This window comes from Parazoarcus communis, assembly GCF_003111665.1.
In the GTDB taxonomy this organism is placed as follows: Bacteria; Pseudomonadota; Gammaproteobacteria; order Burkholderiales; family Rhodocyclaceae; genus Parazoarcus; species Parazoarcus communis_B.
Genome location: NZ_CP022188.1, coordinates 2,560,638 through 2,575,352, shown reverse-complemented (window position 1 = coordinate 2,575,352; position 14,715 = coordinate 2,560,638). Strand labels below are relative to the sequence as shown.

The 14,715-nt window shown below is 58.0% G+C and carries 15 protein-coding genes; 2 read left to right on the top strand and 13 right to left on the bottom strand.

Features of this window, described 5'->3' with window-relative positions; translation table 11 throughout:
- Positions 1 to 114 precede the first annotated feature (114 nt).
- Together CEW87_RS11805 and CEW87_RS11800 are read left to right on the top strand one after the other, a co-directional pair.
- Positions 115 to 666, top strand: coding sequence for a hypoxanthine-guanine phosphoribosyltransferase (locus tag CEW87_RS11805; protein WP_108950932.1), 552 nt, complete (start codon positions 115 to 117; stop codon positions 664 to 666).
- 11 nt (positions 667 to 677) lie between these two features.
- Positions 678 to 1,013 (top strand): DUF1840 domain-containing protein, encoded by a 336-nt coding sequence (locus tag CEW87_RS11800; RefSeq protein WP_108973225.1) that lies wholly within the window; start codon positions 678 to 680, stop codon positions 1,011 to 1,013.
- A gap of 72 nt (positions 1,014 to 1,085) precedes the next feature.
- Here the strand turns inward: CEW87_RS11800 and CEW87_RS11795 are convergent, their stop codons facing one another.
- The 13 genes from CEW87_RS11795 to CEW87_RS23035 all read right to left on the bottom strand — a co-directional run bounded on the left by CEW87_RS11795 (position 1,086) and on the right by CEW87_RS23035 (position 14,403).
- The gene (locus tag CEW87_RS11795) at positions 1,086 to 2,822 is read right to left on the bottom strand and encodes a carbamoyltransferase (protein WP_108973223.1); all 1,737 of its coding nucleotides are present in this window, start codon (positions 2,820 to 2,822) and stop codon (positions 1,086 to 1,088) included.
- 60 nt (positions 2,823 to 2,882) lie between these two features.
- Complete coding sequence (locus CEW87_RS11790) at positions 2,883 to 4,751, bottom strand: nucleoside-diphosphate sugar epimerase/dehydratase (RefSeq protein ID WP_332871674.1); 1,869 nt, start codon at positions 4,749 to 4,751, stop codon at positions 2,883 to 2,885.
- A 112-nt stretch (positions 4,752 to 4,863) separates the two neighbouring features.
- Positions 4,864 to 6,087 carry a DegT/DnrJ/EryC1/StrS family aminotransferase gene (locus CEW87_RS11785; RefSeq protein WP_108973219.1) on the bottom strand — a complete coding sequence of 408 codons (1,224 nt, stop codon included), beginning with the start codon at positions 6,085 to 6,087 and terminating at the stop codon, positions 4,864 to 4,866.
- Positions 6,088 to 6,091: 4 nt separating this feature from the next.
- The gene (locus CEW87_RS11780; RefSeq protein ID WP_108973217.1) at positions 6,092 to 6,736 is read right to left on the bottom strand and encodes an acetyltransferase; all 645 of its coding nucleotides are present in this window, start codon (positions 6,734 to 6,736) and stop codon (positions 6,092 to 6,094) included.
- The gene (locus CEW87_RS11775; RefSeq protein WP_108973215.1) at positions 6,729 to 7,340 is read right to left on the bottom strand and encodes a sugar transferase; all 612 of its coding nucleotides are present in this window, start codon (positions 7,338 to 7,340) and stop codon (positions 6,729 to 6,731) included. Before CEW87_RS11775 ends, CEW87_RS11780 begins: the two co-directional genes overlap by 8 nt.
- Positions 7,324 to 8,505, bottom strand: coding sequence for a glycosyltransferase family 4 protein (locus CEW87_RS11770; protein WP_108973214.1), 1,182 nt, complete (start codon positions 8,503 to 8,505; stop codon positions 7,324 to 7,326). The genes CEW87_RS11775 and CEW87_RS11770 overlap by 17 nt, the downstream gene beginning before the upstream one ends.
- A 95-nt stretch (positions 8,506 to 8,600) precedes the next feature.
- Positions 8,601 to 9,569 carry a glycosyltransferase family 2 protein gene (locus tag CEW87_RS11765; protein WP_108973212.1) on the bottom strand — a complete coding sequence of 323 codons (969 nt, stop codon included), beginning with the start codon at positions 9,567 to 9,569 and terminating at the stop codon, positions 8,601 to 8,603.
- Positions 9,566 to 10,468, bottom strand: coding sequence for a glycosyltransferase family 2 protein (locus CEW87_RS11760; RefSeq protein ID WP_108973210.1), 903 nt, complete (start codon positions 10,466 to 10,468; stop codon positions 9,566 to 9,568). Before CEW87_RS11760 ends, CEW87_RS11765 begins: the two co-directional genes overlap by 4 nt.
- Complete coding sequence (locus CEW87_RS11755) at positions 10,469 to 11,413, bottom strand: UDP-glucuronic acid decarboxylase family protein (RefSeq protein WP_108973208.1); 945 nt, start codon at positions 11,411 to 11,413, stop codon at positions 10,469 to 10,471.
- Positions 11,414 to 11,418: 5 nt separating this feature from the next.
- Positions 11,419 to 12,411, bottom strand: a complete 993-nt coding sequence (locus CEW87_RS11750) for a glycosyltransferase (protein WP_108973206.1) — start codon at positions 12,409 to 12,411, stop codon at positions 11,419 to 11,421.
- Complete coding sequence (locus CEW87_RS11745; protein WP_108973204.1) at positions 12,408 to 13,547, bottom strand: NAD-dependent epimerase/dehydratase family protein; 1,140 nt, start codon at positions 13,545 to 13,547, stop codon at positions 12,408 to 12,410. Before CEW87_RS11745 ends, CEW87_RS11750 begins: the two co-directional genes overlap by 4 nt.
- Positions 13,544 to 14,149, bottom strand: a complete 606-nt coding sequence (locus CEW87_RS11740; RefSeq protein ID WP_108973202.1) for an acyltransferase — start codon at positions 14,147 to 14,149, stop codon at positions 13,544 to 13,546. Before CEW87_RS11740 ends, CEW87_RS11745 begins: the two co-directional genes overlap by 4 nt.
- Positions 14,149 to 14,403: a hypothetical protein gene (locus CEW87_RS23035; protein ID WP_269807786.1), complete on the bottom strand. Its 255-nt coding sequence runs from the start codon at positions 14,401 to 14,403 to the stop codon at positions 14,149 to 14,151. The genes CEW87_RS11740 and CEW87_RS23035 overlap by 1 nt, the downstream gene beginning before the upstream one ends.
- Between the last annotated feature and the right edge of the window lie 312 nt (positions 14,404 to 14,715).

The following is a 14,715-nucleotide window of genomic DNA, read 5'->3' as shown; positions in this document are numbered from 1 at the left end:
GGCGACAGTTTACCTTCAAGTTTGTCCATCAGTCGGGCGATGCGGCCCCAGTGCGATAAAATCCCCTGCTATTGCCGCCCGCGGCCATCACAAACAAGAGAGAAGCAGACCGCCATGAACATGGATGAAATCCGACGCGCCCGTGAGGAAGCCGACTGTCTGGCCAATGAGGAGGCGGTCGAAGGCGCACTCGATCGCATGGCATCCGAGATCACGGCAAGGCTCGCCGACCGCAACCCGCTGGTCTACACCGTCATGAATGGCGGCCTGATCCTGGCCGGGCGCATCCTGACGCGCCTGCCCTTCCCGCTCGAAGTTGCCTACCTTCATGCGACCCGCTACGGACATGCCACGCAGGGCACCCTGCTCGACTGGCGCGTGCGCCCGACGCAGGACCTGCGCAACCGAACGGTACTCGTCCTCGACGACATACTCGACGAAGGCCATACGCTCAACGCCATCATCGAATACCTCAAGGCCGAAGGCGCAAGCGAGGTGCTGTCGGCCGTGCTGGTGCACAAGGAACACGACCGCAAGGCCTATCCCGGCATGCGCGCCGACTTCAGCGGCCTCGACATCGCCGACCGCTTCCTGTTCGGATGCGGAATGGATTACAAGGGATACTGGCGCAATGCCCCGGGCATCTACGCCGTGAAGGGACTCTGAGGAGCGACACCATGCTGATCATCTTCAAATCCGACGCCAGCGCCGATGTCATCATGCTTGGCGACGCCGGCAAGCAAGTCATCGCGGCGATGGGCAAGGACTCCGCGGACGCCAAGGGCATCGTCACCGTGGAGCAGTTGCCCGCAGCCATCGCGAGCCTGCAGGCTGCGATCGAAGAGGATCGCGCCCGTCAAACTGAGCGCACCGAAGCGGAAGAAGCAGCCGACCGCGAGGAAGGCCGCACCGGCATGGCAGCGCCCGTCAGCCTCGCCCAGCGCGCATGGCCGCTGCTCGACATGCTGCAGCAGGCACAGAAGGAAAAAGTGCCGGTCGTCTGGGGCGTCTGAAGAGCATCTGCCCGGCAGAAGACTGCGCCATCACGGCGCAGCCTCCCCGCCAGGGTAAAGGGCAAAGCCGGCTCAGACGCCCTTCTTCACCACCAGCACGTCTTCCATGATCAGATACTCGAGATCCGAACCGAAGAACATGTTCAGCGCATCGGTCGGCGAGCAGATCATTGGCTCGCCGCGACGGTTGAGTGAAGTGTTCAGTGCCACACCGTTCCCGGTGAGCTTCTCGAGTTCGAGCATCAGATCGTAATATCGCGGATTGAACTCGCGCCTGAGCACCTGCGCCCGCGAGGTACCGTCTTCGTGCACGACCTCGGGCACGCGCGACTTCCATTCCTCGGACACTTCGAAGGTGAAGGTCATGAACGGCGCGGGGTGATCCGTCTGCAGCATCTGCGGCCCGACCGTGTCGATCATGCTCGGGCAGAACGGGCGCCAGCGCTCGCGGAACTTGATCTGCTCGTTGATGCGATCCGCCACGCCCTCGGCACTCGGGCACCCCAGAATGGAGCGCCCGCCAAGCGCCCGCGGCCCGAACTCCATGCGCCCCTGAAACCAGGCCACCGGATTGCCGTCGACAAGAATCTGCGCGATACGCTGCGGCACGTCATCGATCTGCACCCACTCCGGTTTGGAAGGGTGGCGGGCGCAGGCCGCGATCACATCTTGATTGGAGTAGGACGGTCCGAGATAGACATGCTCCATCTTCTCCACCGGCACGCCGCGCGCAGCGGACACATAGGACGCCGCACCCACGGCCGTTCCCGAGTCGCCTGACGCCGGCTGCACGAAGAGTTCCTTCACCTCGGGGCGCGCGATGATCTTCTGGTTGAGCTTGACGTTGAGCGCGCCGCCGCCGGCAAACGCCAGCTTTCCGGTTTCGCGCAGGATGTCGCCCAGGTAGTAGTCCATCATCTGCAGCGACAGATCCTCGAACAGCTTCTGCATGCTCGCCGCGTAATGGATGTAGGGCTCGTCCGCCACATCGCCCGCGCGCATCGGGCCAAGCCAGTCGATCAGCTTGGGCGAGAAGTAGTAGCCTTTGCCCTTTTCCTTGTAGCGCCGGAAGCCGATCACGTTCGCGTAGTCGGTATTGATGACCAGTTCGCCGTTCTCGAACTTCGCCAAGCGCGAAAAATCGTACTTGTCCGGATCACCATAGGGCGCCATGCCCATGACCTTGTACTCACCATCGAGCATCTCGAAACCAAGATATTCGGTGATCGCACCGTACAGCCCGCCGAGCGAATCGGGATCGTAGAATTCCTTGATCTTGTGAATCTTGCCGTTCTCGCCGTAACCGAAGAAGGTCGTGGCGTACTCGCCCTTGCCGTCGATCCCCATGATCGCCGTCTTCTCGGTGAAGCCCGAGCAGTGATAGGCACTCGACGCATGCGAAAGGTGGTGCTCCACCGGCACGATCTCGACCTTTTTCAGATCGAAGCCAAGCTGCAGCAAGGTCCATTCGATGCGCCGCTTGTAACGGTAGTAGCGGCGGTTGCCCATCAGGATCGCATCAAGACCGCGATCCGGCGCATACCAGTAACGCTTGGCATAATGCCAGCGCGCCTTCTCGGTGATGCTGATCGGCGCAAACGGAATCGCCACCACCTGCACGTCCGCCGGCTTGAGCCCGGCAAATTCGAGACAGAACTTCGCAGCCTCGTAGGGCATGCGGTTCTTGGCATGCTTGTCGCGGACAAAGCGCTCTTCTTCCGCGGCAGCGATAAGCTTGCCGTCGATGTAAAGCGCCGCGGAAGGGTCGTGCGTCAGGGAGCCGGAAAGGCCGAGAATGGTAAGCGCCACGTATAGAACCTCGAATACGGAGAAAGGCCTCGAAGCAAGGGGCCGATCAGAAGCGCCGGATTATACCTGCTCACGCACCTGCGTCTCTTCCGACGCGGCACTCGTCACGCCATGACTTGCCGGCACATATTCCGGCACCCAGCGCTTCAGCCCTGCCCGAACAGCGTCGTCAGAGACGGGACCAGGCTGCCCCAGCCAGCCCTGAAGTTCGTTCAGGAACCCTTCCGGAACCGACCTGGATCGCGCAATTCTCAGTTTCGGGTGAGGCGTTTCCCTCGTTGCCTCAGCATCGGCAAGCAACTCTTCATACAGCTTCTCACCAGGCCGGAGACCGGTAAATTCGATCCGAATCTCTTCATCCGAGTAGCCAGACAATCGAATCATATTGCGCGCGAGGTCGACAATCTTGACTGGCTCACCCATATCGAGCACGAATACCTCGCCTCCATGCCCCATTGCCGAAGCCTGCAACACCAACTGCGCCGCCTCCGGAATAGACATGAAGTAGCGGTTGATCTCCGGGTGAGTCACCGTCACAGGCCCTCCATGAGCGATCTGTTCGGCAAACTTCGGAATGACGCTCCCTGTGCTGCCGAGGACATTTCCAAACCGGACAATCTCGAATTGCGTCGCTTTCGTGCCAAAACTGTGCAATGCCTCGCACACCATCTCAGCCAATCGCTTCGTTGCCCCCATGACGTTGGTCGGATTTACGGCCTTATCCGTGGAGATAAAGACAAAACGCTCGGCTTTATAGCGCTCGGCATGTACAGCGACCTGCAGGGTCCCCAGGACATTATTGCGCACCGCCTGCCATGCGTTACCCACCTCCATCAACGGAACATGTTTATAGGCCGCCGCATGGAACACAATCTGTGGAGCCCAAACCGCAAACACCTCGTCCAGACGGACGCTATCCTTTACGTCTCCAGCCAGGGACACAACCCGCACATCGGGACGGTTCCTGGCAAACCACTGTTCCACCGAATAAAGGGCAAATTCACTCGACTCCAGAAGGACCAGCGTGCCTGGCTCGAACCGGGAGAGTTGCCTGCACAATTCGCTCCCGATGGAACCCCCGGCCCCTGTGACAAGGACGGTCCGGCCCGCAAGCATTGCCTGAACATTCTCGGTATCGATATTGACCGGCTCACGTCCGAGCAAATCCTCGATTTCGACCGGCCGCATAGCGCTGATCGAGACGCGGCCATTCATAAGCTCTTCGAGTCCCGGAACGGTGAATACATGCGCGCCGGCACGCACGCCGATATCCGTTGCCCGCCGCAGCGTTTCAGTCGCAGCTGAGGGCATTGCAAGAATCACATGACTGGCCTTGAATTCGCGCAACACCTCGGGCAGCGCACCCAATCCGCCCACGATGGGTATACCGAACAACTCCATACCCCATTTACCCGAATCGTCGTCGACCAGAGCCACCACACGCCAGTCCGGACTGCGTTCGAGTTCACGCATCAACATGGCGCCACCGCGCCCTGCACCGACGATGACTACGGGCTTACCTTGCGCTATCAATCCACCATACAGCCGATGCTCCTTCCACATCCGCCATGCCGCACGCCCCCCACCCATCACAAGGAGCAGCAACACCGGATAAAGAACGATCATTGATCGGGGAATCGCGGTAGGCCCCCTGTCCAGCGCAACCCACATTACCAGGGCCACGCCAGAGACCGCGACCGCCTTCAGAACACGCTTCAAGTCGGGAAGGCTGGCAAATACCCACATGCCGCGATAAAGTCCGGCCCAGCGGCAAGCCACAGCGTGTACGACAAGCAAGCCGCCCAAACCGAGGAAGGCCAATCTGACATACTCGGAAGGGAGATCGAAATTGAACCGCAGCAGCAGGCCGCCGCACCACGCAATGGCGACAGCAAACAGGTCGAAGAGAAAAACGAGCGCAGAGCGCAAGAATCGAATCATATTTTTATGAGCGAACCGGCCTGAGATTGACAAGCACCCTCCGGCAACGGCTTTAACACTTTCTATTCAGGGCAGGAAAGGATTACGCCTCTTTTCGGCGTCAGCCGATTCTGACCTCGTGGGTAGCCGCCAGCATTACAGATCGGAGCGCATTGCAGGTATGTTCGACCGAGGCCTCATCAAGCGTCGGATGTACAAGGAACATCAAACTCGTTTCACCCAACTCCTTTGCAACAGGCAAACGGACGGATGGCCGCCATCCGGTAGCATCAAAGGCACGCTCAAGATAGACCTCGGGACAGGACCCGACCAGACAGGGCACTCCAAGCGCATTGATCTCAGCGATCACCCTGTCACGATCCCATCCAGCACCAAGACAAGCCGGCTCAACAAAGACATAGCACTTGTATGCCGCATGGCGACAGTCTTCCGGGGCCACCGGCACTCTGAGGCCGTCAATTGTCTTCGCGCAATTCCAGATCGTTTGCGCATGAGAATTTCGCAGCCTCGACCACTCTGCCATCCTGCGCAACTGAATCCGCCCGATTGTCGCCTGCATTTCAGTCATACGCCAATTGGTACCGAACTGCTCGTGAAGCCAACGAAACCCGGGTTCGTGTTCGCGTTCGTAGACTGCGGCCCAGGACTTTCCATGGTCCTTGTAAGACCACATCCGCGACCACAAATCATGGTCGTTGGTCGTAACCATGCCACCTTCTCCACCCGTCGTCATGATCTTGTCTTGGCAGAAAGACCACGCACCGATGTGGCCGATGCTCCCAACGGGGCGCCCCTTGTAGCGGGCACCGTGAGCCTGGGCACAGTCTTCGATCACGGCAAGGTCATGCTCACGAGCCAGGGCCATGATCGGGTCCATGTCACACGGCCAACCTGCCAGATGCACGCAGATGACTGCTCGAGTGCGAGCGGTGAGCACCCTTCGCACCGTATCGGCGGTAAGGTTCTGGCTGTCACGGTCAACATCGGCAAAAACCGGCGTCGCACCTGCTGTGATGATGCAGGAAACCGAAGCCAGAAAAGTACGAGCGGTCACGACGACCTCATCACCCGGCCCGACACCCAGCGCCTTGAGCGCAAGATCAAGAGCGACAGTACCGTTAGCCAGCGCAACCGCATACTGACACTCAGCCCATCGGGCGAACTCGTCCTCGAACTGGCGCCCCTCGTTTCCAGTCCAGTAGTTCACCTGCCCGGAGCGCAAAACCTTGCCGACCGCAGCGATCTCGTCCTCGGAAAAATGCGGCCACGGGGCGAACTCGATGACACCATCACCCTCTCCGGCCTTCTCGGAACACCGTCTCATTGACTCACTCACCTTCATTGCTTTGCGACGACCTGATCTTGTCGGGGTGACTGGTTCGCGCGGGGACATCTCCCCTCACGACGCCCCCGGCCGGAACAATCGCATCATCGCCGACTGAAAACCCTGGAATCGCGACCGCGCCAGCACCGAACAACACTCGCCGTCCGACCTTGACGCCGCCGCATAGCCTTGCTCCTGGTCCGATATGGGCACCCTCTGCGACCCAGCAGTCATGGTCAACCGAGGCGCAGGTATTGATGATCGCGTGCTCTCCGATCACCGCATCAGCGTTGATAACAGCCCCCGCCATCACCACGCAGCCTGCACCGATCCGGGCCGAAGGAGATACGACGGCGCGTGGGTGCACGACAGAATCGAAGCGGAGACCACGTTCGGCAATACGAGCGCCCATCATTGACCGGATTCGATTGTCGCCAATCGCGACGACAACCGCATCAACGCCTTCACTTGCAGCAAAATCAATCATCGCATCCAGACCGCCGAGTACGGTATATCCAAACCATTCCTGACCGTGGCGCCCAGCATCACCATCAAAAACACCCGCGACGGAATCGCCCTGCTGCACGATCGCGTCCACCACGACTTTTGCGTGACCTCCTGCCCCGAAAATGACAAGCCTCCTACTCACCGTTGCGCCCCTTCTGCTGGCTACCGGTAAACGGAGTCATTGTTTCCCGCCCGGGTTCGCTGACGCCATGACGGCCAAGCACCTTCCCAATCGTCATCAACAGAATTCTCAAGTCAAGCGCAAATGAACGGTGATCCACGTACCAGACATCGAGGCGAAAGCGCTCGTCCCACGATAGCGCATTTCGCCCGTTAACCTGGGCCCAACCGGTAATCCCGGGCCGAACGTCATGCCGCCTCCCCTGCTCCGGGGAATAAAGTGCCATGTACTCCATCAATAGCGGGCGCGGTCCGACCAGACTCATGTCGCCCTTCAGGACATTGAACAACTGAGGAAGCTCATCCAGGCTGAGCTTGCGAATCGTCCGTCCAACGGCCCCCAGCCGCGCCTCGTCGGGCAGCAAACGGCCGGAGGCATCACGTTTATCCGACATCGACCGGAACTTGTACAAAGTGAAAGGCCGCCCATGCAAACCTGGTCTGAGCTGTCGAAAAAGAACCGGCGCTCCGAGACAGCGCCAGATAATCAGCGCAAGCAGCAGCATCACTGGCCAAAGCAGCATGATAGCGAGAAGGGCCATGGTCAGATCAAACGCGCGTTTCATGCTGACCCTCCGCACCCGAGCGCAACAGGCTTCCAATAAAAGCTGTTAGCGCCCCCGTTACAACCATTGCCGAGAACTCGTTTGTCGCACGACCCTTCCCTGCCCTGCCCATACGTGCTCGAAGGTCTGCGTCACGAACCAATTGTGCAAGCACATCAACCAGCCCGCCTACATCTCCTGCCTCATGCATCAAGCCGGTCTCTCCCTCCACGACGGCGTCCGTCAATCCGTAGATCCGGGACGCCACAACCGGCAGACCACAGGCGCCAGCTTCAATGATGACGGTGCCAAACCCCTCGCGATAGCTGGGCAGGCAAAACACATCTGCAGCCGCCATGAAGTGCTCGGGATGGTCGGTAAAATCCACAAAATGGAGCTTAGCCGCGGCGCCAACAAGCACTTCGACCTCGTGCCGCAATCCGGCCTCGTCGGGCCCCACGATAAGCAACACACAATCCGGTATTGACGCAGACAGCGCAGAAAACGCAGCGGCCAGATCAAGCACGCCCTTGTCGCGGTTCAAGCGGCCAACAAACAGCAGAACCACCGCATCCTCTGCAACGCCCAAAGAGCGGCGCACCGCCTGCCTTGCTTCCACCGAAGGCCTGAAACGGACGGCATCAACTCCCGAGATCGACCCACTCGCCAAAACCGCCGAGTGCCTATCGTTTGTAATGCCCTGATCAATCAGAAATTGTCGCTGTGACGCACTGTCAGCGAGAACATTTGTTGCACACCTTGCAATAAGCCGGTCCGCCAATTTCAGCAATATGCGCCCAAGTCCGGTCCGGGTGGCCCATACCTGTCCGGTGAACATATGTATCCGAGACGGCACGCGCGCGAGGCAACCCGACACCATCGCCATTAGCCCCCCTTTGGGGGTCACGGAAAAGACAAGATCAAATCGCTCACGATGGAAAACGCGCGTCAGGCGGGCCAGGCAGTGAAGATCCAACATCGGCGCGATTGGGCGTGCAAACGGGATTGAGATCACCCGCACGCCGCGAACATCCGCAGAAATACGTTCAGGATCAACCGTATTGGTAATCACGGTCACGTCGTGGTCTGCGGCAAGCGCCACGATGTGCGCACGGAGAAAAGCGATCACAGTCATATCCGACGCCGCGACCAGCGCCACTTTCTTTCGGTTATCAGCAGCGCTCATGCGGAAGCCCAAAGAGGATTCGCGTTGATGACAATCCGCGGCGAAGGCGTGACTCAACGAGTTCAGACTTCATATCCGATCTAGAGCTCATGATCTCAAACCGGGTGGCGATTGAAGGCAAATCCGCGCGAGAGCACTCTGCGCAAATCAGCAACTGCGACAACAGGCCGTAGCAGGCGAAAGCGCTCAGTGCATGCAAGCAGCGCCGCGAGAAAGGGGTATTTCGACAGCAACCGGATATTGCTCCTCACCTCCATCCTTAAGGCGCTTTCCCTGCAACGCTCAAATCGTAAGAGATGCTTGAGCAGCCAGAATGCCCAAATATGTGCATCCGCACGCGTACCAAGAAAAGGCTGCCCATGCCGCTCGAAGTACTTTCTGAGCACCTGGAGCTCCCAGCGCGACACATTGAGGTTGTTGCGCGACAAACCGGATTCGTTGTAACGGTAGAGATATAGTGGTAACTGGATATCGACAACAGAAACCCCTCCATCAAGGAGTCGAAGCCACAGATCAAAGTCTTCGCAAGAACGCAGACTTTCGTCATAGCCGCCAACCCCTGCCAACAGCTCTCTGGAGATCATGAGCGCTGCGCCAGTGAGACTGTTGCGCATGACTATTGAGCCGCTTTCCGCTACCTCACGCACCTTGAATTCGTTTTCACAGTGCGCGGTCTCGGCAAGCTCACAGCTGTCACCTATGCGCCTGACCTGACATGTCACGGCAATTTCCGGTCGAAAAACCCGAAGCTGAAACTCGATTTTCTGCGGATGCAGTTCGTCATCGGCGTCAAGAAACGAAATCACATCTCCCGTGGCAGCGTTCAGGCCAACATTTCGCGACGCGGCCAGACCCAGATTGCGCTCATTCCTGATGTAAATAACCTGAGGATAGCGTTGCAGAACGGCTTCAATACGGTCTGTCTCGGGCGAGCAGTCATTGACCACGATGATCTCTTCGACCTGGCGTGTCTGCCCATGAAGCGAAGCAATCGCGAGGCCCAAGGTTGCAGCATCCCGGTAACAGGGGATGACTACGCTGACTCGGTGTGGAACTGCACTCATGGCAAGATGCTGCGCGCCAGAAAATAGGCGGCCTTGAGTCGATAGCTCAGGTCGAGTGGTTGGACAAGTGCGCGCAGGAGACTGCGACGTGCTCCCGTGACATCACCAACCATCTGAGCAATCCGCCCGCTCCGGTAGGCCAGAAATCCCTCTGCGCGACGCCGGTCAGCCAACGGCAATTCATCAATATACTGCGCATACAAGGTGCGAATGCGCGATATCTGCTTTGGTGAAGCAGCCGATATGTTCCCACCACCAAGCCAGTAATAACCGAGGCATTCGGGCAGTCGGACAAAGCGCTCAGTCAGTCTCGAAATCCGAACCCACGTATCGTAATCTTCCACGGAAATGAGTTCCCGGTTTTCCGTGATTCCGCCCAACTGTTCGATAAGCGCTCTGCGCACGACAACACTGGAATTGGGCACAGACATGCCGGTGCAGAGCAAGGCCTTGAACATGGGGTGCTTGGGCTGCGTCGATACGATCCGTTCGCTGAAAACCGTTTGAGCGGTATCGCGAACGATAAACAGATCGTGGTAAACGAGATCTGCACCTGCGTCGAGCGCGGCCACACTCTTCTCCAGCTTGGCAGGCGTCCACCAGTCGTCAGAGTCAAGAAAGGCAATATATGGAGCCCTGGCACCGGAAACACCACGATTGCGCGGCCGCGCCGGCCCGCCAAAGTTGTCCGCGGTATCGAAGCGGAGACTCAGTCGCCCCGAAAACTCGTCCGCAACGCTTGCACTATGATCCGTTGACCCGTCATCACAGACCAGTACCTCGAAGTTGTCCAGAGTCTGCAGCGCCAGCGAGTCGAGGCACCGCCTGAGGTCATCCGCGCGGTTGTATGTGGGAATGACGACGGTCACCCGCGGATTGGCGCATACCTTACTCACCACTCAGGCGACCTTCAGACGCGTCGAAAAATAGGCGATCGTTTCCTTCAGCCCATCTGCCAGATCGACTTTCGGCTCCCAGTCAAGCACCTGCTTCGCCAAGGAAATATCCGGTTGCCGTTGCTTTGGATCATCGGCTGGCAGCGGTTTGAAGATCAGCCGGCTCTTCGAGCCCGTTAGCCGAACAACCTGCTCCGCCAGCTCCAGCATCGTGAACTCACAGGGATTCCCAATATTCACTGGCCCGACAAAATCCTGAGCCGAGTCCATCATGCGAATCATGACTTCTACCAGGTCGTCGACATAACAGAAGCTTCTGGTCTGCTGGCCATCCCCGTAGATCGTGATGTCCTCACCCTTCAGCGCCTGAACGATGAAATTACTGACCACTCTACCGTCGTTGGGGTGCATGCGCGGACCATAGGTATTGAAAATCCGTACGACCTTGATCTGCAGTTGATGCTGGCGCCAGTAATCGAAAAAGAGCGTTTCAGCGCAACGCTTTCCTTCGTCGTAACAACTCCGGATACCAATAGGATTGACCTTGCCCCAGTACGACTCGACCTGCGGGTGCACCTCGGGGTCTCCGTAAACCTCGCTTGTCGACGCCTGCAGGATTCGCGCCTTTACTCGCTTTGCCAGTCCAAGCATGTTGATCGCACCATGAACACTCGTCTTCGTCGTCTGAACCGGATCGTGCTGATAGTGAACGGGAGACGCTGGGCAAGCCAGATTGTAGATCTGGTCTACTTCGACGTAGAGCGGAAAAGTCACGTCATGCCGCATGACCTCGAAGTAGGGATTGCCCATCAGATGGGCAATATTATCCTTGCTACCGGTGAAGAAATTATCCACGCAGAGTACATCGTGCCCCGCTTCGAGAAGGCGTTCACACAAGTGAGAGCCGAGAAAGCCGGCCCCGCCAGTCACCAATATCTTTTTAGTCATCGTCTTTATCGTGTCCCAAGTAAGCCAATCAGTTTTCGGGGGGCCTTGAACATCAACTCAGCGAGCCTGAGGACACCTCCAGGGATCGCAAAAACCAGTGCCAGAGGATCCAGTTGGACGATCCGCTTCAGGTGGTATGGGATATTGGACACGCCGTTCGCTGAGGGAGAAAGCACGTGCACAGCCCACAGGTACATCACATGGGTTCGATACCGCATTCTCTCAAAGGAAGTCAGCTCAAGCGTCCGTACCTGCCCCAGCAACAACCTGAAATACTCTTCGAAGACGACCCTGTCCTTAGTGACGCTTCGAATTGTGCTGCGATGCTGACGAAAATAGTTCAGGGGCTCTGCAACGTATGCAACATCGTAGCGAGCGGCAATCCTGAAGAAGAGATCCCAGTCGCAACAAACCTTGTACTCCGAAGACAAATAGCCAACGGTGTCAAAGCAATCTCTTCGAATAAGCGCTGCGCTAAGGTTTGGAATAACGCATGAGTGCATCAGAAAGCGAGACGCCTCGGAACCGGGGAGCAACACGTCGCCGGAACACCGGGCCCTGAACGCATCTTCACGAATCGAAAAGTCGTCACCCAGCACAGTTCCGTCCTCATCAACCATCAGGCTGCGACAAAATGCAATGCCAGCAGATGGATGCTGCCTCATCGCATCGACAAGGCGCTCAATCATGCGCGCATCACAATCATCGTCGCAGTTTGCGAACAGCACAAACTCGCCCGTCGTCAACTCGACGCCTTGGTTACTTACCGCCACCCACCCGCCATTTTTATCGCGAACGAGAAGGCGGACGCTCGGTTGCCCTTCATACGAGCGGAGAACGTCGACGCTATTGTCCGGAGAACAGTCGTCGATCACCAGAATCTCTGTGTTCGGGTAGGTCTGCCCGAGAAGACTATCCATTCTGCGGGGGAGGAATCCCGCATGGTTATAACTGGCAACGACGACACTAACCACCCCGACGCCCGATTCCTGCTTCATTTGAACAGGCCTTTTGCACGCAGTTCGTTCAGGCTCTCCTCATAGCGGTCACCACTGATCTGTTCGCCCTTCACCCAGTTAACAAATGCACTCAAGCCGTCGTCGATGCCAACTTTTGGCTCAAATCCCAGGGTACGTTTCACTTTCTCAAGATTCGCAACGTTGTGCCGAATGTCGCCAATCCTGAACTGGCCGGACACGCTGATTGAAGAACACCCACCCAGATGCCGGAGCAGGGTTTGCGCAATCGTCATCACATCCGTAGCTGCACCAGAGCCGACGTTGAAGACGTCGACCAGAGGCTCCGGGTGCTCGATCCCCTTGACGGTCGCATCAACCACATCGCCGATGAAGACAAAATCGCGGCTCTCGCGACCATCTTCGAAAATATTGATCGGGCTACCGTTCCGAATGCGGGTGGAGAAGATCGAGAGGATGCCCGTATAGGGATTCGACAGCGACTGCCCAGGTCCATAAACATTCTGATAGCGAAACGCGAGGGCCGAAATCCCCAGAGCCCTCCCCACCGTCAGCACCAACTGTTCCTGTGTAAGCTTCGTTACCCCATAGACGGAAGAGGGATGCAAAGCAGCCCCTTCATCTGTCGGCACCACCTCCAACGGCAAGGAACAAACGGGACAGAGATGCTCGAACTGCCCCTTGACCATCTCCTCGGCGCTTCGAGCCTCGGGATGGAGGGTGCCATGCACCGGGCAGCGATAACAACCTTCACCGTAGACTGCCCGTGAAGAGGCCACAACCAGTCGCTTTACCGGGAAGCCATCATTCGCAATCACGTCCAGCAGCAGTGCCGTACCCCCAACATTCACTTCGGAATAATGCTGGATTGCATACATGGACTGCCCTGTGCCAGTCTCAGCTGCCAAGTGTACAACCGTATCCACGCCCGGGAGAACTTTCATCAAGTCAGCCCGGACAGTTACATCACCACGAACAAAGCGAGCCTTGCCTTCAAGTCGCTTGAAAAGCGGTGACTGCTCGGGATCCGCGCCGTGGATCTGAGGTGCGAGATTGTCGAGAACCGTCACCTCGTGCCCACGCTCGCTCAGCGCGAGTACGAGTGCCGATCCGATAAACCCGGCCCCGCCCGTTACAAGTATCGTTCTTCCGCTCATCCCTTGCCCTGTCTCAAAACACCCTTGCTCTCCCAACGTCCCGCAGATCGATCGTAGTACCGAATGACCACCGCAGGGCTTCCGACCGCTACAGAAAAGTCCGGAATGTCATGCGTCACTACCGAATTCGCGCCGACAACGCAGTTCTTGCCGACGCTCGCACCAATGATGCACACATTCTCGCCGATCCAGCTTCCTTCTCCGATCACCACGGCGTTCTTGAACCGAACGGGTTGATGCATGATCGGTACGCCAACGTCCTCATAGGAATGAAGGTTATCGGAGATGTAAACGTTGTTCGCCGTAAGCACATGGTCCTCGATGACGACGTCACGCACGGCAGTAATGTGGTTGTTGTAACCGAAGACGCACCCGGAGCCAACGTGCAGACGCCCCGACTGACCCTCTGAAGGCTCACAGTACAACCAGGCGCCACGCTGCATGACCGTGCGATCACCAAGGCCAATGTGTTCTCCCCCATCGACACGAAATGGCGCGTACAACAACACATTCCTTCCACAACGGCCGAAGCGGGGAGCATGAACACATGCGAACCAGAGACTACGCAGTTTCGCCAGGATTCGCTGCACAAGACCAATCATCACTCTTGCTTCCGAAGCATCGTCAAGAACACCTCAGGACTCGCAAAATACGGTGCAAGCTCTGAGAGCCTCTGTTCGCTCAATGTCCACCACTCAGAGTCTGCCAGCACCGCGCACAGCGTTGCGTCAAAACGTTGCCGCAACCGGCGGCAGGGAACACCGGCCGCGATTGTATAGGGAGGCACATCCCGGGTCACCATCGCCCCTGCACCGATTACCGCGCCCACGCCAATACTGACCCCCGCCCGAATCATCGCCCGCTCTCCTATCCAGACATCCGCGCCCACGACCGTCCGCGGGATCGACCCCTGAGCTGCATTCTGGCTCGCGAAAAATCTGGGGAGCGGCTGCGACCGGTCATAGAACACGGGACTTGTACTCACGAGCGACGTTGGATGATCAACAAGCCCAATCGTCACATTCGCAGCAATCGAACAGAAAGGCCCCACTTCAGCCCCAAGCAGCAGGGTGTTCTCCTGCACATAACTGTAGGAGCCAAGCGTGGAACAAATCAATCTCGCGTTCCGGAAAAGGACCGCGTAATCACCCAGGCTACTTTCCCCATC

Coding starts and splice junctions, on each gene's coding strand:
- CEW87_RS11775 (WP_108973215.1), bottom strand. CDS start 7,340: ATGAAACGCGCGTTTGATCTGACCATGGCCCTTCTCGCTATCATGCTG.
- CEW87_RS11745 (WP_108973204.1), bottom strand. CDS start 13,547: ATGAGCGGAAGAACGATACTTGTAACGGGCGGGGCCGGGTTTATCGGA.
- CEW87_RS23035 (WP_269807786.1), bottom strand. CDS start 14,403: ATGATTCGGGCGGGGGTCAGTATTGGCGTGGGCGCGGTAATCGGTGCA.
- CEW87_RS11750 (WP_108973206.1), bottom strand. CDS start 12,411: ATGAAGCAGGAATCGGGCGTCGGGGTGGTTAGTGTCGTCGTTGCCAGT.
- CEW87_RS11765 (WP_108973212.1), bottom strand. CDS start 9,569: ATGAGTGCAGTTCCACACCGAGTCAGCGTAGTCATCCCCTGTTACCGG.
- CEW87_RS11740 (WP_108973202.1), bottom strand. CDS start 14,149: ATGATTGGTCTTGTGCAGCGAATCCTGGCGAAACTGCGTAGTCTCTGG.
- CEW87_RS11785 (WP_108973219.1), bottom strand. CDS start 6,087: ATGAGACGGTGTTCCGAGAAGGCCGGAGAGGGTGATGGTGTCATCGAG.
- CEW87_RS11800 (WP_108973225.1), top strand. CDS start 678: ATGCTGATCATCTTCAAATCCGACGCCAGCGCCGATGTCATCATGCTT.
- CEW87_RS11770 (WP_108973214.1), bottom strand. CDS start 8,505: ATGAGCGCTGCTGATAACCGAAAGAAAGTGGCGCTGGTCGCGGCGTCG.
- CEW87_RS11805 (WP_108950932.1), top strand. CDS start 115: ATGAACATGGATGAAATCCGACGCGCCCGTGAGGAAGCCGACTGTCTG.
- CEW87_RS11755 (WP_108973208.1), bottom strand. CDS start 11,413: ATGACTAAAAAGATATTGGTGACTGGCGGGGCCGGCTTTCTCGGCTCT.